Below are 19,649 nucleotides of genomic sequence, written 5' to 3' on the forward strand. Positions count from 1 at the left end.
ATTTTTAAGATCCTATTCCGAGCCCTTCCCGCTCACTACGACGAGAATGGTCTTGGCCAAAATCTTAAGATCCAGCCACAGGCTCCAGTTATCGATATATTTACAGTCCAGGCGGACGACATCCTCGAAGTCCTTGATCTCGGATCTCCCGCTGGCCTGCCACATCCCGGTGATCCCGGGCTTCATGGCGAGGCGCCTCTTATGGTAATTGCTGTACTTCTTGAACTCATTGACCGTGGGGGGACGCGTTCCGATCAATGACATGTCGCCCCGCAGGACATTGAAAAACTGCGGAAACTCATCGAGAGAGGTCTTTCGGATAAACCTTCCGACCTTCGTGATCCTCGGATCGTCCTTCATCTTGAACATAAAGCCGTCCATCTCATTCTTCTCCATGAGCTCGGCCTTCCGCTTCTCCGCATCCTGATACATGGAGCGAAACTTATACATCCTGAACTTCCGCCCGTTCTTTCCGATCCTCTCCTGCGAGAAGAGCACCGGCCCCGGCGACTCCAGCTTGATCGCCGCGCCGAGAATGAAAAAGAGGAGGAGCGCGATGAGGGAACCCACGATGCCGCTCAGAATGTCGATGAGCCGCTTGATCAGCATGTAGCGGAGCTTCGGCTCCGGCTGATCCAGAAGCAGCATCGGAGAGCCGTTTCTGGCATAGAGCAGAGTCCTCTGTATGGCCGGACTGTATTTCTCCTCCTCCAGGGCGAGTGCGCGGTCCAGCTTCTCCACCGTCGGGAGATTCAGATGGACGGAGATCCCCATCTGGATGAAATTCCGCACCGCGTCGATGATGTCCGGCTCCTGCGTGTCTTCCGTGATGAGATAGATCTCATCCAGCGCGTTCTGCTGCACCCAGGAGACATAATCCCTCCGCCCCGCGACGACCGGAATATGATCGATCTCCTCCGCCTCCTCCGGTCTTCTCTCCCGGTCCAAAAGCGCGATGGCCGCCACCTTCCGGTACCAGTCCCCCTTCAGAAAATCCGAGAATTCCGCCGCCCGCTCCGAGCTCGTCGCGAGGAGGACAAAGGAAGCGCTCTGCGTCTTATAGAAGTGGTTGATCGTCCAGTTCTGCACAAAGAAGAGGAGGAAGGCCAGGATGGGGAGGAAGAACAGAAGAGAGCAGACAAAATAATATCTCGACTGCGTGACACTGTTCTTTTGGAGCAGCAGGATCGCGGCCCAGATCCCGGCCAGGGCGATCGTCGATCCCAGACTCTTCCAAAGGCTCCTCCAGAGACTGATCCTCTCAAAGGCATAGGCCCCGTCATAAAGGCGAAGGCTCATCGCGGCAAAAGCCGCGAAGCACAGCGGCCCCAGGGTATTGCGAAAGATATTTTTCTGCAAAAACTGCGGCGTCAGCTTATCCTCACGGAGCAGATAAAAGGATAAGACCCCCGCGAGGACTGCGGAAAAAAGGTAAATCAGGACCGTGATCGTTAATTCCAGTTTTTTTCGCTTCATAATTCCCTGCGGCGCGCTAGCCGAAGTCGCCCCTCCCCCCTCTGTGCTCTCCGCTTCCCCGGAGAAGATATGCATTTCTTTATTCTATCCGGAATGATGCCGCTTGACAATTTAATTTTTTAAGTCCCTGTCAGGCGGCAGAATGGACGCCGTGCTCAAATGAGCGGACATTCTGATATCTGACGAGGACTTATAATAAAAAATGCTTCCCCTGGGGACGGCGCATCCGCACATCTCTTCCGGGGAAAGCGGGCGGGATTTCTTCCTTTCAAAACTTTCAAAATCAGAGAAGCTCCAAAAAGGCCTCCATCCTGGTCGCAAGTCTCAGGATCTCCGATCGGGAATAGTCGACCTCTACGGAGCTGTAGGGAATCTTCAGACCCTCTGAGAGCTCCTTTACGGAGAAACGCTCCACGCTGTAGGAATGGCAGGTTCTGAGCACGATATCCACGATCCCGTCGATCCGGTACTCCTTCGAGAGCTCCCGGATCCTGTCCAGCCTCCTTCGGTTCGGATCCATCACTGCGCATCCGATCTCCAGACAGCGGTCCGCGATCGCCTCCATGATATCCTCCCGATCGATATCCACCATGGGGCAGACCTCCTTCAGCCCGCCGCAGTTTTCCAGGCAGACGACGGAGGCCCCGGCGCTTTCGATCAGGCGGAGCGTCTTCTCTGAAACCCCTCCTATCGGGCAGCCCGTCAGCAGGATTCTCTTCCTCTCCCTCTCTTCCGGGAGAAGGCGGGATCTCTCCTCCAGATAGGCCGTGAGCTCACAGAGGAGAGAGATGCGCCCGGGGAGAGGAAAAAGTCTCTCCGTTCCCTCCAAAATCAAGAAGAGCTCCTCCCCGGAGAGAGGGGCCGGTATCCTTCTTAGGAGCTGCATGAGGCGAAGCCTTGCGAGACGATAGGAATTCCTGGCTCTCGAAGCGGCCCGGAGCTCTTCCCCGCATATAGTCCTTCCCATTCTTTTTTCGAGCTCGCGGAGAAGCCTCCTGCACTCATGGATCCACATTTTCCTCGCATAAGGGCGGTCCGCTCCCTGAGGAAGCTGCATAAGATAGAGCTCCTTTTTCTCTGCGAGAAGCTCATACATCTTTTTCTTCCCATCACAGCTCGTCTCTCCGATGACGAGCTCGGAAAAGCTCATGCAGGAGCTCCTTGGAGAGAAAAGCTCCCCGTATCCGCTCTGGATTAAGGGGCAGAGATTTCCCGGAAGGTCCTCCCCGGAAAGTAAAATGCTGCTCTCCTCCCCGTTTCGGAGGTTCACAGAGCAGAGCCCGGCGGCATCCAGGATCTCCAGCGGCACGAAACTGCAAAAGACCCCGGCGATTCTCGCCCCCCTCTTCTTAAGAGCGTCCAGATAGCTTCTCTCCTCTGCCCTGATATTTCGAAATCTCGAGAGGAGCTCCCGGTATTCTTCGTCGGTCATTTCCTCTTTCCTCCCCTTTTTCTGCTCTCCAGAAGCTCCAAAAAGGCCTCGATCCTGGTCTTCAGCTGTTCCCTGTCATTCGGATAAAAGTCCGTCTCAAGCTTCATATGAGGGACGCCCTTTTCCTCACAGCTCTTCCCGATATTCCTGGCCTCGATCCCGAAGGGATTGCAGGAATGGAGATTGACACTGATCACGCCGTCTATCCTCCACTCGTCGATGGTGGAGCGCACCTGCTCCATGCGGCGCTCATTCGGAGACATGACAGCGCAGGGGACCTCGAGATATTTCTCCGCGATGGCGAGAATCGGGTCCTTATCCGGGGACTCATCGATCAGCCGCCTCCGGGAGGATATGCCGCAGCAGCCCTCATAGCAGACGACAGCGGCACCCGCCCTCTCGATCGCCCCGATGATCTTGTCCTCCGTCCCCCCGAGACCGGCGCCCGAGATCAGGATGCGGAGCGGACGGCGCTTCCCGCTGTAGGGTCCCCTCCCCGCCCTGTACTCCGCCTCGCATTCTTCGATCTTCGCCTCCGTTTTCCGAAAGCGCTCTTCCTTATCGAAGATAAACTGACTCCCGTCCATGATGCTCCGCATCTCCAGCCCCGTGATGGCGGGCGGATCATATCTTCCAAGCTCATAGAGCCTGGCCATAAGCCGCCTCTCCCGGTTGCCCCTCCGAATCGCCCTGCGGATTGCCTCCTCCGAGATTTTAAGATCAAAGCTCTCCTCCAGCTTCTCCTTAAAGGCCTCTATTTCCATCCTCCAGTAGAGAAGGGATCTCTCCGTATCCGGGACATTGGGGAGGTGAATGACATGCATCGGCTTCAGGCGGCCGAGCATTTCATACATCTTTTTCTTTCCGTCGCAGGTCGTCTCTCCCATCACAAGATCCGAGAAAAAGGCGTAGGGACAGGTTTTATCCAGGACATGACCGTAGCTTGCCTTGATAAGAGGGCAGAGATTTCCCGGGAGATCCCTCTCCGCGGAGGGGATCGCCTCCGCGCTTCTCCCGCAAAGCCCCACCTCACAGAGCCCCGCGGCATCGATGAGCTCGGAGGGCGTATACTGGCAGAAGGTCCCCACCACGCTCCTTCCCTCCTCCTTGAGCTTCTTCATCCGGAGGAAGCCTTCCTTCCTGACATCCTCAAATTCCAAAAAATTTTTCGGCAGCTCCACGCCCATTCCAACGCCCCTCCCTTCGGCTTTTTCTTTCAGTCTAAGGCAGAGCGCGCTTTCGTCAAATTGTGATTTCTGATGAATCCCGACGTTTATTGCGAAGGTCCCCATAAGGGCCTTTCAAAAAATGCCGGATTTCTATCGCCTGGAAGCATAGGGACATGCTATCATAGAGGCACTTTGAGGAAATGTCGGCATAAGCTTTATTGGAGAAAAAAATGAATCTTGCAGGAACGCTTTCGAAGGAGCTGGGACTCCGTCTGTCGCAGGCAGAAGCAGTGATCGGAATGATCGACGAGGGGAATACCATCCCCTTTATCGCGCGCTACCGAAAGGAGCGAAGCGGCGGAATGGACGATGAAATGCTCCGAAGCTTCGAGGAGCGGCTCCGCGGCCTCCGGAGACTGGAGGAGAGAAGAAACTCTGTCCTTTCCTCCCTCGAGGAGCAGGGGGCTCTGACGGATGCCCTTCGAACGAAGGTAATGGAGGCGGAGAGCGCCTCCGCCCTGGAGGACATCTACCGCCCCTATCGTTCCAAGCGGAGAACGAGAGCGATGATCGCGAGAGAGCAGGGTCTTCAGGCTCTTGCGGACTTTCTCCTGGAGGAGCGGCCGTCCCGCCCCGTGGAGGAGGAGGCGAAGCGCTATCTCGATCCGGAGAAGGGGATCCTTGGGACAGCGGACGCGATCCGGGGCGCAGAGGATATCCTCGCCGAGCAGATCTCCGATGAGGCGGGCTTTCGCTCCTTTATCCGGGAATTAAGCTTCTCGGAGGGGCTTCTTGGCTCAAAGCTCCGGGATGAGGCTCTCCGGGAGGAAAAATCGGTCTATGAGATCTACTTCGACTTTCAGGAAGCCGTCAAAAGCCTTCCTCCCCATCGGATCCTGGCAATCAACCGGGGTGAGGCGGAGAAGGTCCTCAGTGTAAAGCTTTTGGCTCCGGAGGACAAAATCCTGGATCGGCTTTTGAGCGCGGTTCTCCGGCGGGGAAACCGCTTAAGCCGCCCCTTCCTCGAAGAGAGCGCAAGGGATGCCTACCGGCGTCTCATCGCCCCCTCTATCGAGACCGAGCTTCGAAATCGGCTCACGGAGCGGGCGGAGGAGAGCGCGATATCCGTCTTCGGGATGAATCTAAAGCAGCTTCTCCTGCAGCCTCCCCTCTCCGGGAAGGTCATACTTGGCTGGGACCCGGGCTTTCGGACCGGATGCAAGCTCGCGGTCATCGATGAGACGGGCAGAGTTCTGGATACCGCCGTCATCTACCCCACGGCCCCGAGGCATGAGATCCGGGAAGCCCTCTCGCTCCTCTCCTCCCTCGTGAAAAAGTATGGCGTCAGCCTCATCTCCCTCGGAAACGGGACAGCCTCCCGGGAGTCGGAGCAGATCATCGCGGACTTCATCCGGGAGAGCCGCCTTCCGCTTCGCTATGTGATCGTAAACGAGGCCGGGGCCTCCGTCTATTCCGCGAGCAGGCTCGGCGCGGAAGAATTCCCGGACTTCGATCCCGGGCAGAGAAGCGCGGTCTCCATGGCGCGCCGTCTCCAGGATCCTCTTTCGGAGCTCGTAAAGATCGATCCGCAGTCGATCGGCGTCGGACAGTACCAGCACGACCTGAATCAGGGGAAGCTCTCGGAGAAGCTCAGATCCATCGTCGAGGACTGCGTGAACTCCGTCGGAGTTGACCTGAATACCGCCTCCGTCCCCCTCCTCTCCGCGGTATCCGGCATTTCCCGCTCCCTCGCAAAAAATATCGTCTCCTACCGGGAATCCCACGGGAGCTTCGCGGAGCGGAGAGAGCTTCTCCTGGTCCCAAGGCTCGGCCCCAGAGCCTATGAGCAGTGCGCGGGCTTTCTCCGCATCACGGGGGGAAAAGAGCCTCTCGATGAAAGCGCCGTGCACCCCGAGAGCTACGATGCTGCGAGAAAGCTCCTCTCTCTCCTCGGTCTCTGCGAAGAGGATATCCGAAGCGGAAGGACGCGGGAGATCGAAAGTCTCCTATCAGAGCGGGGAATACGAAAAAAAGAGCTCATGGATGCGACGGGACTCGGAGAGTACAGCCTCTCCGATGTCCTCCGTGAGCTGGAAAAGCCGGGAAGAGATCCCAGGGCATCCCGTCCCGCTCCGCTCCTTCGCTCCGATGTGCTGAAGCTCTCCGATCTTCGGGAGGGCATGATTTTAGAGGGCGTCGTCCGAAATATCACAGACTTTGGCGCCTTTTTGGATATCGGTGTCCATCAGGACGGACTCGTCCATATCTCAGAGCTTGCGGAGCGCTATGTGAAGCATCCCTCGGAGCTTCTGAAACTCGGTCAGGTCAAAAGGGTCCGGATCCTCTCCGTCGATGAAAAGAGGGGGCGGATCTCCCTCAGCATGAAGAATATCCCCTCCTGACCGCCTTATCCGAGCCGTTCCAGCTCCTCGGAAAAGCGCTCCCAGTCCTCATAGAGCTCCGAGAGTCTCTCTTCCGCCGCCTCCTTCTCCCGGTGAAGCTCCATGAGGCGTCCGATATCGGAGGCGATCTCCGGGAGCGCCATCTGCTCCGTGAGCTCCCCGCTCCTTTCCTCCAGCCTCTGAATCTCCGCCTCCGTCTTCTTTAATCCGTTCTGCGCCTTTCGAAGCTCCGCCTGATGCTCCTTCTGTCCGGCCCAGTCCGTCTTTCCGGAGGACATCGGTTCCAAGGGAGGGCCTGAACTCTCCTGCTTCGCTTTTCTCTCTCCTCTGTCCTCCCCTCTCCCGGCCGCTCCGTATCTTCTTACATCCTCTCTCTTTTCGAGATAGTAGTCATAGTTTCCGATATAATTATCGAAGCGCTCCTCATAGAGCTCCAGGATCCTCCCCGCAGTCCGATTGATGAAGTAGCGATCGTGGGAGACGTAGAGCACCGTGCCCTCATAATTCCGAATCGCCTCCTCCAGGACCTCCTTCCCCTGGATATCCAGGTGATTGGTCGGCTCGTCCAGGATCAGGAAATTGGAATCCGAGAGCATCAGCTTCGCAAGGCTCACCCTTCCCCTCTCTCCTCCGGACAGATCTCCGATCTTTTTATAGACATCGTCCCCCATGAAGAGAAAGGCCGCGAGGATGCTCCGAAGCCTCGTGTTGTCGAGCTCCGGATAGCTGTCCCGGATCTCGTCGAAAATCGTTTTCTCCAGATCCAAAACCGCGTGCTCCTGGTCATAATAGGCCGCCTTAACCTTCGCCCCCAGGCGAAATTCCCCGCTGTCCGCCGGGATCAGGCCGTTCAAAATCTTGAGGAGCGTCGTCTTCCCGCTTCCGTTTCCCCCGATCACGGCGACGTGCTCTCCCCTCTTAATAGAAAAGCTCACATGGGAAAACAGCATTTTCCCATCATAGGACTTTGAGAGCTCCCGCACCGAAAGGACATCATTTCCGGAGAGAAGCTTCGGCATCAAAAGAAGCCGCATCTCGTTCTGCATCTCCTCCGGTCTTTCGAGGCGCTCCATCTTTTCCAGCATCTTCTCCCGCGATTCCGCCCTCCTGATGGACTTCTCCCGGTTAAACTGCCGGAGCTTCTCAATGACGGCCTCCTGATGCCGAAGCTCAAGCTGCTGTTTTAGATAAGCCTTCCTCTCCGCCTCCCGGATCCGGCGCTTCTTTTCCGCGTACTCCGTGTAGCTGCCCCGATACATCCGGGCTCTTCCCCCCTCAAGATCAATGATCTTCGTCACGATCCGATCCAGGAAATAGCGGTCGTGGGAGACGAGGAGCACCGCTCCCGAGTAACGCTTCAGAACCTTTTCCAGCCATTGGATGGACTCTATGTCCAGATGGTTCGTCGGCTCATCCAAAATCAAAAGCTCCGGCTTGTCGAGGAGGATCTCCTCCAGCCTTTTCTTCGTCTTCTGCCCCCCGGAGAGGATGTCGTATTCCCTGTCATCCTGCGCCATATCCGCGTGCTGCTGCGCAAGGTAGCCGATCTTCTTTCCCTTTGCGAAGGCGATCATCCCGCTGTCCGGCTCCTCCTCCCCCAGGATGCAGCGAAGAAGCGTCGTCTTTCCGGATCCATTGATGCCGACGATCGCGGCCTTCTCCTTCTCCTCCAGATGGAAGGAAACGTCCCGGAGCACCGGCTTGTCCAGGAAGGCTTTATTTAAATTTGAAATATTGATCATCATAAGGGAAAGTATAGCGGATTGCCCCAAATGCCGCAAGGCTCTCCCGGGGACAAAAGGCTCCCCTTATCCCGGAAGCCATGAAAAGAGGCGCTGTCCCGGGAATACAGGCGGGAATAGAAAAAGAACCCCTCCTCTCGGAAGGGCTCTTCCCGCCTCGAAGTCTCCTGATTACTCCGCGGTGATCGCTCCGGTGGGGCATACCTCCTCGCAGGCGCCGCAGTCAATGCAGCTGTCCGCATCGACGACATACTTGCTCTCTCCCTCGGAGATCGCCTGAACGGGACATGCGGATGCGCATGCGCCGCAGCTTACGCACTCGTCGCTGATTACATGTGCCATGTTTTGTCCTCCTTGTTTAAATAGATAGATTCTTTCCGGCCTCTCGCCGTTCCTTTATTCTAGTCGATTTGTCTCAGACTGACAAGTAATTAAAAAAAATGCGCTTGTTCCATTTCAGATGCAGAAAAAAACACATAGAAAAAGCCCGGTCTCCCCGGGCCTTTCCGTCTCCTCGCTTTTCCTCTGGGCGTTACAGGACTCGAACCTGCGACCCCCTGCGTGTGATGCAGGTGCTCTACCAGCTGAGCTAAACTCCCAACGGCTATGATATCATAATCAGGAGAAAATGCAAGCCCCAAAAAGATTGCTCTCCGCCTGTCTCCCCGAAGCCCTGCCCCCTCAAGGTCTCCCTAGGCTGTCCGTCTCTCCGCGGAAGTGGAAGAGAAGGCGGAAGCCCGCTCCCCGGCTCTCCCGGAAGCGGGAGGCAGAACTCTCTTTCGGCTTCTCCCGCCGACTCTCCTCCTTCCGGCCTTCCTTCTCCGCTCCGCTCTCCTCTTAGCCTCCTCCCTCTCCGCATCTCTCCGGCTGAGCTCCGAGATAAGGAGCAGCAGAGCAAACATCAGAAAGCCCAGAGCTCTCAGCCAGGAAAATCTTGACAGGCCGAATATCGAGGCCGAAAAGATCAAAAAACCGGCCGCCCTGTCCGAAATCCTCAGAAAATCCATCCGATCCACCGTCCCTTTCCCGCGTCCCCCCGCGATTTCCGATGGATCGATTATAGCACACATGTTCTTATATGTAAACTTATGTTTTAGAAATATATGTTCTTTTTTATAGGCTTTTCTTTGGCGGCTTTCTCAGGATTCCTCTCTTATGACGCGGTATTCCTCGATCAGGCGCTCCAGAGAAAGCACGCAGTTTGCGGGACTTGTTGACGGGAGTAGGCGGGAATGGAGCCCCGTCCTTGGATAGCTCAGCTTCTCGTAGAAGCGCTGCGCCGCCTTACCGCTGCAGTAAATTCTTCGAATCTTTGTTCTCTTTAAAAGCTCCGGGATATCCGTCGGGACCGGGTCCTCTATCGAGCTGTCACTCGCCCCGGAGATGAGACAGCTCGACAGAGCGTCCCAGAGGGCGATGTGATGCCGGTGGACGAAATCCTTCCTCTCCTCCGTCGTCTTTGGGAGCGGCTCCTCAAATACGGCGGAAAGCACCCTCCAGAAGCGGTTTCTGGGATTCGCATAATAAAAACCCTCCTCCCTGGATATCGGAGAAGGGATGGAACCCAGGATCAGAATCTCCGCGTCCGCGTCGTATTCTGCCGGGAATGCGCTGTGATCAACTCTCTTTTTTTCCATCAGCGGTGAATTGCCTTTCTGTAGAAGGGGAGGAGGGAGGCGATCGCCTTCTCCGCCTGGTCCAGTCTTGCGGAGAGCAGAGCAACCGGGCGGCCGTTCCCAAAATCCTTCGCAAGCAAAGAGATATTGGCAAAGCTCGGCTGGATCTGCCCGATATGATTTACGATAATCACATAGCAGAGTTCTCCGTTGAGCTCCGCCTCCTGGAGATAGGCCGCGCTGACATTCGGGTCCTGCGACATATACTCCCGGAGCGCATCCAGCATCTCCCAGTAGTCTCCCGTCGGCTCCCGGAAGCGGATCTCCCCCTCTACCTCGACCGCCTCCTCCCCGAGCTCTCTCGCTCTCTTTACGCGGAGGGCATCCATAATCAGCTTCCTTCCGAGAATCATGTCCTCCGTCCCCGCATCGATCACGAAGCCGGAGATCCGCTCATCCCCGAGAGACATCCCGGCAAGCTGCCGAAAGTCCAGCACCGCATAGCTTTTCTCCTCCGCATTCCAGTGCTCTGCCCTCTTTTTCGAGGTGAAGATCGCATAATAATGATGCTTCTCTCCGTCATTTAGGACGGCAAATGCGGGCTTTCTCTCTCTCCCGATCCCTGCGGTCTTCATCGGCACATAGAACTCCGCATCCTGCGTCAGCGCATCCAAAAAAAATCTCTTCGCCGCGGCAGTCTGCTCCTTTCGAAGCCTCTCCATCGCGATGATAAAGCGCCCGTTTTTCTTCTCCGTGTGGTCCATGGCAAATCCCCCGATAGTATCAAGTCAAGCTTCCGACTGACTTCACTGCTCTCTGACCGGAGTATTCTACCATAGCGCGGAGCTTACTACAAGCCGACGCCGCAGCAGCGCAGGCGGCGATCCGATTTCCACGGCATACGGCTATCCGATTCCCGAGGCGGGAGGCTGCTGTGTCCCCCGCCGATCCCCGGCCATAGCAGCAGCGCAGGCGGAGATTCGCAGTCCCGCGGTGGAAGGCCGCTGTATCCCTGGCCGCCGCAGCGTTTTTTGATATCAGCGCACTCTGTGCACGGCCTCTGCCATTCTCTTTGCATAGACCCCGGCGTACTCCGCCTTTCCCTGTCCGGGAAGAGCGGGCATCGCGATCAGTCCGTCAAAGAATGCCGCTGCCTCCCCGGCCTCTTCCGCCTCCTTCTCCCCGAAATCAATCACAAGGGGGATTCCGCTCTTTTCCCGGATGAGTTTTGCTGTCTCCCTCATTTCGGACAGGCCCCCTTCCCCCGCATCCGGAGAGGGCAGGAGGCAGAGGAAGCCCTCCGAGTCCCCGGCGATTGCAAGGACCCTCTTCTCCGGAGAAGGGGCGAGCATGGAGATCAGGCAGATTCCGTGCTTTTTCGCGGCTCCCAGAAATTCTTCCCTCTCCTCAAAGGGGACATCCGGAAGGATCAGGGCATCGGCACCGGCCTCCGCCGCCTCCTTCATAAAGCGCTCCGTCCCGTAGGAGAATACAACATTGGCATAGCTTCTGTAAATAAGCGGGAGCGAAAGCTCTCTCCGAAGCTCTCTCGTAAGGGAGAAGACGGCGTCTGTCGTTGTCCCTCCTCTCAGAGCGCGAAGCTCCGCCTCCATGACAGCGGCCCCCTCCGCCGCAGGATCGGAAAAGGGGATGCAGAGCCCGATGAGGTCCGCTCCGCCCTTTGCCATCTCACGAACGATCTCCTCCGTTGTCTTAAGATCCGGATCCCCGCAGATGATAAACGGGATAAAGGCCCTTCCCTTTTGAAATGCTTCTTTAATGCGGCTCATTCGCTGATCTCCTCCCCTCTCAAACGCGCGACGGACGCGCAGTCCTTGTCCCCTCTCCCGGAGACCGTAACCACAATGCACTGATCCTTCCGCATTTCCCCGGCAATTTTCATCGCATGGGCAAGGGCATGGGAGGATTCGATCGCCGGGATGATTCCCTCCGTCCTGGACAGATACTCAAAGGCCTCCAGAGCCTCCTCGTCCGTCACCGGCACGTACTCCGCCCTCCCCCTCTCATAGAGCTCCGCGTGCTCCGGTCCGACTCCCGGATAGTCGAGCCCTGCAGAGATGGAATAGACCGGCGCGATCTGTCCATAGCGGTCCTGACAGAAATAGGACTTCATGCCGTGGAAGATGCCGGGGCTTCCGGCGCGGATGCTGGCCGCCGTCTCCGGACTGTCAAGCCCTCTCCCCGCCGCCTCACAGCCGATGAGGCGAACCCCGGGATCCCCGATGAAGGAGCAGAAAGAGCCGATCGCGTTGGAGCCTCCTCCCACACAGGCGATGACGGCGTCCGGGAGCTTCCCCTCCTTTTTCAGGATCTGCTCCTTGATCTCCCTGGAGATCACCGACTGAAAGTCCCGCACAATCATGGGGAAGGGATGCGGCCCCACGACGGAGCCCATGCAGTAATGCGTGTCCCTGATTCTCCTGGTCCACTCCCCCATCGCCCGGGAGACCGCATCCTTCAGCGTCCCCGTTCCGCTGGATACGGACACAAGCTCCGCCCCGAGGAGCTTCATCCTGTAGGCATTTAAGGCCTGCCGCTCCACATCCTCCTTCCCCATGAAGATGACGCATTCCATCCCGAAGAGAGCCGCCGCGGTCGCCGTCGCGACACCGTGCTGTCCCGCCCCGGTCTCCGCGATGAGGCGGGTCTTTCCCATCCTCTTTGCGAGAAGCGCCTGTCCTAAGACGTTGTTGATCTTGTGCGCTCCGGTGTGATTCAGATCCTCTCTTTTCAGGTAGATCTTCGCGCCGCCGAGCTCTCTCGTCATCTTCTCCGCAAAGTAGAGGCGGGAAGGCCGGCCGGCGTACTCGTTTAAAAGCTCCTTCAGCTCCGCCTGGAAATCGGGATCCTCCCCGTATTTCCGGTAGGCCTCCTCGAGCTCATTCACCGCATTCATCAAAATCTCCGGGATGTACTGCCCCCCGTAGGATCCAAATCTTCCCTTTCTCTCCATGCTTAATCCTCCTTTTCCCTCTGTGCCGTCCCGCCGCCCTGCCTGTCCTCAAAAAGGCCCTCTTCCTTCCCGGCCCCGGCACCGCTTCCCTTCGTTCTTCTCCCACCGGTCTTCCGCCGATCTCATCGAGAGAGGCCGTTTCCTTTGAGAAGTGATCCTCTTCGCTCCCATGACTGATACAGCAAAAAGTCCCCGGCAGAAAGAGCTTCTTTCTGCCAGGGACGAAGAGATTCTTCGCGGTGCCACCCTGCTTCGCGATCTGACGCGCACTTTGCGGGATACCAACATATCCCCGGAAACTGACGTATTCCCTCACGTCGCAGAATACTCGGATCCGTCTCCGGAACCTTTGACTGCGCCCTCTGCGGTCCATTTGACAGACTGTAGTTCCGCCCGATTCTCAGCATCGCGGGCTCTCTGTGGGATCATGCCTGCCGTTATCTCCGCATCAACGGTTTCTATGGTTCCCCTTTTTAACATAAGCGCGGGAGAGCTGTCAAGGACTTTTTTTATATCAGGGCCCCGCCCTCATCCGCCTTTCATCTATCAGAGGAGCAGAGAGAGCAGGCCCCAGAAGCCGTAAGGAACCCGGTCTCCACGATCGGCCCGTTTTTAAGCCTCTATCCGCGGAGCAAAGAGAGCAGGCCCCGAAGCTCCTCCGATGTCTCCGCGGCATTCACTCTCCTCCGAAAGTCCGAGGAGCGGGGAAGGCCCGCCGTATACCAAGAGAGATGCTTTCGCATCTCCCGCACCGCGGTCCTCTCCCCCTTGTACTCCACCATAAGCGCAATGTGACGCTCCATGAGCCGGAGTCTCTCCTCAAGCTCCGGCTCCTCCGGCAGGACGCCGCTCTCCAAAAAGCGGATCGTCCGGCGGATCAGCCAGGGATTCCCCCTCACCGCTCTCGCGAGGGCGATCCCGTCCACGCCCGTAGACTTCAGCATGCGCTTCGCATCCTCCGGGGAAAACACATCCCCGTTTCCGATGACCGGGATGGAAACCGCCTCCTTTACCGATCGGAGAACTTCCCAGTCCGCCTTTCCGCTGTAGTACTGCTCCCTCGTCCGGCCGTGCACCGTCACCGCGGCCGCTCCCGCATCCTCCATCCGCTTCGCAAATTCCGGGGCGGTGGACTCCCCCGCGGAAAAGCCCTTTCGAAATTTCACGGTGACAGGCTTATGAACCCGCGAGACCATCGCTTTTATGATCCTCCCGGCAAGCTCCGGCTCCCGCATCAGGGCGGAGCCCTCTCCGTTTCTCACGATCTTTGGGACAGGGCAGCCCATATTGACATCCAGGACATCAAAGCGCTCCTCCAGGCGGGCCGCGATCTCGCCCATGATCTCCGGATCGGATCCGAAAAGCTGCACGGCGAGCGGAAACTCCCCCTTCCCCCTCTCAAGAATGTCCTCTGTATTCCGGCTTTCGTAGAGCACGGCCTTTGCGCTCACCATCTCCGTGCAGGAGAGCGCGATCCCCTGCTCCTCACAGAGGATTCGAAAGGGGAGATCCGTCACCCCCGCCATCGGCGCGAGGACGAGATTTCCCCTGAGCTCAAGCTTCCCTATTCTCACAGACCGCACCTGCCCTCCGAATGGCCTCCATCCCCTGAAAATACAGCTCCAGCTTCTGGAAAAGCTCCTGATTCTCCGCCGAAAGCTCCCGGAGCTTAAGCTCTGCTCCGATCTCGTCGTAGAGATAATCTCCCTCCTCCGACACAGACTGAAGCTCCAGACTTCCTCTCTCATTGAAGCGGAGGATCAGGATCCCGCCGACCTCCTCTGTGAAACGGACGGCCAGGATCTGAAGGCGCTTCCGCACCTCCTCCGGAAGCCGATAGGCCGGATTCCAGTAAAACTTCTCGATATAAGAATTCGCGGCGCAGAGCACCGAGCTCTCATCCGCCATCTTCCCTCCCTCTCCCTTCAAAAGAAGCTCCCCTTCCTTTCCTCCCGGAAATGATTCCGCCTTCCCCCTGCCCAAAAAAGCAAAAGCCGGGGCCGGGCAGTCCATAAGCGGGCTATTCTCTCGCCCGGAATTTCTTACGATCCATCCCCGCGCCGCTCCATGCGGCAGTCGGAGAAAAGCTTCCGCACCGAAGAGGACAGCGAAACTCACGCCGGCCGCCCCTCTCAAAAGCAGGGGCAGAGCTCAGCGCACCAGGAGCTTCGCGACCCGGTACTGCTCCGCCGGGATGTTCTTCGTCATGCGGAGAGCCTCCTGAATATCATAGTCCACAAACTCTCCCTTTTTATAGGCCACCAGGCGGTTGGACTTTCCCTCGACCAAAAGCTCCGCCGCCCTCGCCCCCATGATGGATGCGTAATAGCGGTCCTTGCAGGTCGGAGAGCCGCCCCGCTGCATGTGCCCGAGTATGGTCGCCCGGGTTTCGATCCCGGTCGCGGCCTCAATCCGCCTCGCCATCGAGCCGGAATGCCCGATTCCCTCCGCATTTATGATGATATAGTGCTTCTTTCCGCGCTTTCTCGATTCGATGATCCGGTTGATGATGGACTGCTCGTCGCCGTCATACTTCTCCGGAAGAAGGATCTCCTCCGCGCCGTTCGAGACGCCGCACCAAAGGGCAATGTAGCCCGCCCGGCGTCCCATGACCTCGATGATCGAGCAGCGCTCATGGGAGGTCGAGGTGTCCCGGATCTTATCGATGGCCTGCATGGCCGTGTTGATCGCCGTGTCGAAGCCGACCGTGTAATCCGTGCAGGCGATATCCAGATCGATCGTCCCTGGGACCCCGATCGTATTGATCCCGAGGGCGGAGAGCTTTCCCGCGCCGCGGAAGGAGCCGTCCCCTCCGATGATGACGATGCCGTCGATCCCGTGCTTTCGGCAGATCTCCGCCCCCTTTTCCTGCCCCTCCGCAGTCGTAAATTCCCTGCAGCGCGCGGTGAAAAGAATCGTGCCGCCGCGGCTGATCGTGTCGGAGACGGAGGTCGTATTCATATCGACGATCTCTTCCTCCAGAAGTCCGGCGTAGCCCCTCATGATGCCCTTGACCGCCACTCCGTTGTGAATCGCGGTCCGGACCACACTCCGGATCGCCGCGTTCATGCCGGGCGCATCCCCTCCCGAGGTCAAAACTCCAATCGTCTTTATCTTAGCAGCCATAGCTCCCTCCGTTCTGCCCATCAGGAAGGAATCCGATGGGAAAGCCCCTGTCTCCATCCGCTTTTTTCGCCCCCCTTCTCAGAGGCTCAGAGCCCCGATCCAATTCCGCAAAGCAAAAAAGCAGAGGCAGACTTTTGACACTGGAATCATAATTCATCGCCCTCTTTTTTTCAATAGGCCGTAGCGGAGCCTGATATTTTTTTCACCAAAGCCGGAGCGGAGCGAACGGAGGAGCTCTTCTTCGATGGATACGGCGCTATCCTTCGAAAGACGCTTCACCGCCCGCTCCTTTCTGAGATAGACACAGACCTCCGCCTCCCCCGGATGCGGATGGAGAAGCCCGGAGAGAGCCTTCTCCCTCCGAAGATAATCCTCCTTATCGGAAAATTGGATCCAGAGCTCCCGGGGGACTTCCCGGAAGGGGAGGATCCGCTCTGCGATGAGCTTTGCATCCTGCCCGTCTCCAAGCTGCACCCTTCCTTGGATAAGTAGCTTCTCCTCGCCGTTTAAGGCCTCCCTCTGCTCCTGAAAGGTCCTCGGGAAGACCGTGACCTCGATGCTCCCCTGCCGGTCCTCCAGCGTGAGAAAGGCCATCAGCTCGTTCTTCTTCGTGACCTTCTGCCGGATCTCCGTGAGGAGACCGCCGACTGTCACAAGCTGTCCCTCGGAGAGTCCGCCCTCTTCTCCGCTCTCCGGATCCGTCCGGAAGGCTCCCGCCTTTGCATCCACATAGAAGTCCAGAAGCTCCCGGTCGCTGTCCAGAGGATGCCCCGAGAGATAGACCCCGAGCGCGTCCTTCTCATTTCGGAGAAGCTCCGCCTTCGGAAACTCCGGGAGGACCGGCATGGTGAAGCGAAAGGCCTCTGCCTCCTCGTTGTCCTCTCCCAGGAGATCCGCGAGCGTCATCTGCCCCGCCATCGCGTTCCTTTTCTCCTTCGACTTCGACTCCAGCAGGAAGGGAAGGGCAGTCACCTTCTCCCTCCGGTTTCCGGGAAGGCTGTCCAAAGCTCCGGAGTAGATCAGGGACTCGACCGCCCTCCGGTTTACGCCCCGGTCCGAGATGCGGAGAAGGAAGTCCTCGAGGTCCCGGAATTTTCCGCCCCTTCTCCTCTCCTCGATGATCTGCTCCGCCGCGCTCCTCCCGATCCCCTTCACGGCGCTGAGCCCGTAGCGGATCGAAGCGTCCGAGACGGAGAAGCCGCTCTCCGCGAGATTGATGTCCGGCGGGAGGATGGGGATCTCCCGGTCCCTCGCAAACTCCAGATACTCCGCGGTCTTCCCCGCATTGTCCATAAAGGAGCTCATGAGGGCCGCGTAAAATTCCGCGGGGTAATAGCACTTAAGATAGGCGGTCTGATAGGCGATAAGCGCATAGCAGGCGGCGTGAGACTTATTGAAGGCATATTTTGCGAAGTCAATCATCTCGTCGTAGATATGATTCGCCACCTGCTCGGAGATCCCCGCAGAGAGACAGCCGGGTATGCCCTCCTCCGGATTTCCATAGACGAAGTTCCTCCTCTCCTTCTCCATGACGGAGGCCTTCTTCTTCGACATGGCGCGGCGGAGGAGATCAGACCTTCCCATCGAGTAGCCCGCGAGCTCCCGCACGATCTGCATGACCTGCTCCTGATAGACGATGCAGCCGTAGGTGGACTTTAAAATCGGCTCGATCCTCGGGTGCTCGTAGCTCACCCTTTCCGGATGCTTCTTCCCCTCGATGTACCTCGGGATGAAGTCCATCGGCCCCGGCCGGTAGAGGGATACTCCCGCGATCACATCCTCAAGGCTTGTGGGGCGAAGCCGCTTCATAAAGGAAACCATGCCGCCGCTCTCAAGCTGGAAGACGCCCGCGCAGTCCCCCCGGGAGATCATCTCATAGACCTTCGGATCCTCATAATCCATCCTCTCGAGATCGATCCTCTTTCCGTAATCCTTTTCCGCAAAGCGGATCGCATCCTGGATCACCGTCAAAGTCCGAAGGCCCAGAAAATCCATCTTCAAAAGCCCGAGCTCCTCCACCGTCGTCATCGTAAACTGCGTCGTCACCGCGCCGTCTGTATTCTTCGAGAGAGGCACGAATTCCTCGACTGCAGAGCCCGCGATCACAACCCCCGCGGCATGGGTGGAGCTGTGCCTCGGCAGTCCCTCGAGACGCCTCGACATATCGATGATCCGCCTCGTCTCCTCGTCCTCCTCATAGAGCTTCTTGAGATCCGGACTTCCAAAGAGCGCCCTTTCGAGCGTCATATTCAGCTCATTCGGGATGAGCTTTGCGATCATGTCGCACTTCGCATAGGGGATGTCCATGACTCTTCCGACATCCCGGACGACTCCCTTCGCCGCGAGCGTACCGAAGGTGATGATCTGGCTGACCTGCTCCTTCCCGTACTTCCCGGTCACATAGTCGATGACCTCCTGCCGCCTCTCGTATTCGAAGTCCACATCGATATCCGGCATCGTCACCCGCTCCGGGTTCAGGAATCTCTCAAAGAGGAGCTGATAGCGCATCGGATCGATGTCCGTGATTCCGATGCTGTAGGCGACGATGGATCCCGCGGCGGAGCCTCTTCCGGGCCCGACCGCGATGCCGTGCGTCTTCGCGAAATGGATATAATCCCAGACGATCAGAAAATATTCGGTAAAGCCCATGGAGCTTATGACGGAGAGCTCATAGGAGAGCCTCTCCCGATGGCGCTCCGCCTCCTCCCCGTATCTTCTCACAAGGCCCTCCTCGCAGAGCTTCCTGAGATAGGAAAGGGGGGTGAAGCCGTCCGGAACCTCATACTTCGGGAGGTGGTAGTGTCCGAACTCGATCTCCACCTGGCAGCGCTCTGCGATCTTCCCGGTATTTAAGATCGCCTCCTCGGCATAGGGGAAGAGCTCCCGCATCTCCTCCTCGGACTTAATATAGAACTGTCCCCCGGGATAGCGCATCCGGTCCTGATCGTTCAGCTTCTTCCCCGTCTGAAGGCAGAGCAGGATGTCGTGCGCCTTTGCATCCTCCCGGAAGGTATAGTGAATATCATTTGTCGCAACCATTGGGATCCCGGTATCCTCGTGGAGCCGAAGAAGGCCCTGATTGACCTTCCTCTGCTCCGGATAGCCGTGGTCCTGGAGCTCCAGGAAGAAATTCCCCTTCCCGAAAATCTCCTGATAGCGGAGCGCCGCATCCTTCGCCTCCTCATACTGATCCCGCGAGAGATCCCTCGCAAGCTCTCCTGCAAGACAGGCGGAAAGCGCGATGAGCCCCCCGTGATAGCGCCTTAGAAGCTCAAAGTCCACCCTCGGCTTATAGTAAAATCCCTCCGTGAAGCCCCTCGTCACAAGCTTCATGAGGTTGTGGTATCCCTCCTCATTCTCCGCAAGCAGCACAAGATGATAGTATCTCGCCTCCGCCTTTCCGAAGCTTTTATCGAAGCGGGAGGCAGGGCTCAAATAGATTTCACAGCCCAGAATCGGATGGATGCCCTGCGCCTTCGCCTCCTTATAGAAGTCGATCACGCCGTACATCACACCGTGGTCCGTGATTGCCACAGCATCCATGCCGAGCTCCTTCACGCGGGCGATCATCTCCGGAATCTTCCCGGCCCCGTCCAAGAGACTATAGCTTGTGTGAACATGCAGGTGGGTAAAGCTCATATTCTCCTTCCTCTTTGTGTCTCCGCTTTGCAAGGTGCGGGACCGGAAGCGGGCGCCCGGAAAACCGGGCGCC

15 protein-coding genes and 1 tRNA gene are annotated in these 19,649 nt (G+C 57.7%); 1 reads left to right on the plus strand and 15 read right to left on the minus strand.

What is annotated here, in order from left to right:
* Nucleotides 1-12: 12 nt before the first annotated feature.
* From HMPREF1986_RS02380 to HMPREF1986_RS02390, 3 genes are all read right to left on the minus strand, one after another.
* Nucleotides 13-1,476, minus strand: a complete 1,464-nt coding sequence (locus HMPREF1986_RS02380) for a sugar transferase (protein WP_036598932.1) — start codon at nt 1,474-1,476, stop codon at nt 13-15.
* A 283-nt stretch (nt 1,477-1,759) separates the two neighbouring features.
* Nucleotides 1,760-2,908, minus strand: coding sequence for a double-cubane-cluster-containing anaerobic reductase (locus tag HMPREF1986_RS02385; RefSeq protein WP_021773146.1), 1,149 nt, complete (start codon nt 2,906-2,908; stop codon nt 1,760-1,762).
* Complete coding sequence (locus HMPREF1986_RS02390) at nt 2,905-4,095, minus strand: double-cubane-cluster-containing anaerobic reductase (RefSeq protein WP_036598913.1); 1,191 nt, start codon at nt 4,093-4,095, stop codon at nt 2,905-2,907. The genes HMPREF1986_RS02385 and HMPREF1986_RS02390 overlap by 4 nt, the downstream gene beginning before the upstream one ends.
* Nucleotides 4,096-4,307: 212 nt before the next feature.
* Here HMPREF1986_RS02390 and HMPREF1986_RS02395 point away from each other — a divergent pair, with 212 nt between their 5' ends.
* Nucleotides 4,308-6,479 (plus strand): Tex family protein, encoded by a 2,172-nt coding sequence (locus tag HMPREF1986_RS02395; RefSeq protein ID WP_021773148.1) that lies wholly within the window; start codon nt 4,308-4,310, stop codon nt 6,477-6,479.
* Between the two features lie 5 nt (nt 6,480-6,484).
* Here HMPREF1986_RS02395 and HMPREF1986_RS02400 read toward each other — a convergent pair whose 3' ends face one another.
* From HMPREF1986_RS02400 to HMPREF1986_RS02460, 12 genes are all read right to left on the minus strand, one after another.
* Entirely contained in the window at nt 6,485-8,224 is a 1,740-nt protein-coding gene (locus HMPREF1986_RS02400; RefSeq protein WP_021773149.1) for an ABC-F family ATP-binding cassette domain-containing protein, read from the minus strand.
* A gap of 168 nt (nt 8,225-8,392) precedes the next feature.
* A complete protein-coding gene (locus HMPREF1986_RS02405; protein WP_009214276.1) occupies nt 8,393-8,563 on the minus strand; it encodes a DUF362 domain-containing protein in 171 nt (56 codons plus the stop codon).
* Between the two features lie 184 nt (nt 8,564-8,747).
* Nucleotides 8,748-8,820: transfer RNA gene (locus HMPREF1986_RS02410), tRNA-Val, on the minus strand.
* 93 nt (nt 8,821-8,913) lie between these two features.
* Entirely contained in the window at nt 8,914-9,237 is a 324-nt protein-coding gene (locus tag HMPREF1986_RS02415) for a hypothetical protein (protein WP_036598916.1), read from the minus strand.
* 123 nt (nt 9,238-9,360) lie between these two features.
* Complete coding sequence (locus HMPREF1986_RS02420) at nt 9,361-9,858, minus strand: DNA-deoxyinosine glycosylase (protein WP_021773151.1); 498 nt, start codon at nt 9,856-9,858, stop codon at nt 9,361-9,363.
* Complete coding sequence (locus HMPREF1986_RS02425; RefSeq protein ID WP_021773152.1) at nt 9,858-10,601, minus strand: enhanced serine sensitivity protein SseB C-terminal domain-containing protein; 744 nt, start codon at nt 10,599-10,601, stop codon at nt 9,858-9,860. The genes HMPREF1986_RS02420 and HMPREF1986_RS02425 overlap by 1 nt, the downstream gene beginning before the upstream one ends.
* Nucleotides 10,602-10,874: 273 nt before the next feature.
* A complete protein-coding gene (trpA, locus tag HMPREF1986_RS02430) occupies nt 10,875-11,627 on the minus strand; it encodes a tryptophan synthase subunit alpha (RefSeq protein WP_021773153.1) in 753 nt (250 codons plus the stop codon).
* Nucleotides 11,624-12,811 carry a tryptophan synthase subunit beta gene (trpB, locus tag HMPREF1986_RS02435; RefSeq protein WP_036598918.1) on the minus strand — a complete coding sequence of 396 codons (1,188 nt, stop codon included), beginning with the start codon at nt 12,809-12,811 and terminating at the stop codon, nt 11,624-11,626. Before trpB ends, trpA begins: the two co-directional genes overlap by 4 nt.
* Nucleotides 12,812-13,431: 620 nt before the next feature.
* Complete coding sequence (gene dusB / locus HMPREF1986_RS02445) at nt 13,432-14,385, minus strand: tRNA dihydrouridine synthase DusB (RefSeq protein ID WP_021773158.1); 954 nt, start codon at nt 14,383-14,385, stop codon at nt 13,432-13,434.
* Complete coding sequence (locus HMPREF1986_RS02450) at nt 14,366-14,719, minus strand: DUF6145 family protein (RefSeq protein WP_036598935.1); 354 nt, start codon at nt 14,717-14,719, stop codon at nt 14,366-14,368. The genes dusB and HMPREF1986_RS02450 overlap by 20 nt, the downstream gene beginning before the upstream one ends.
* A gap of 243 nt (nt 14,720-14,962) precedes the next feature.
* Nucleotides 14,963-15,937 carry a 6-phosphofructokinase gene (pfkA, locus tag HMPREF1986_RS02455; protein ID WP_036598920.1) on the minus strand — a complete coding sequence of 325 codons (975 nt, stop codon included), beginning with the start codon at nt 15,935-15,937 and terminating at the stop codon, nt 14,963-14,965.
* A gap of 153 nt (nt 15,938-16,090) precedes the next feature.
* Nucleotides 16,091-19,576, minus strand: coding sequence for a DNA polymerase III subunit alpha (locus tag HMPREF1986_RS02460; RefSeq protein ID WP_036598938.1), 3,486 nt, complete (start codon nt 19,574-19,576; stop codon nt 16,091-16,093).
* Nucleotides 19,577-19,649: the final 73 nt, after the last annotated feature.

The organism is Oribacterium sp. oral taxon 078 str. F0263, from assembly GCF_000469565.1.
Classification (GTDB): domain Bacteria; phylum Bacillota; class Clostridia; order Lachnospirales; family Lachnospiraceae; genus Oribacterium.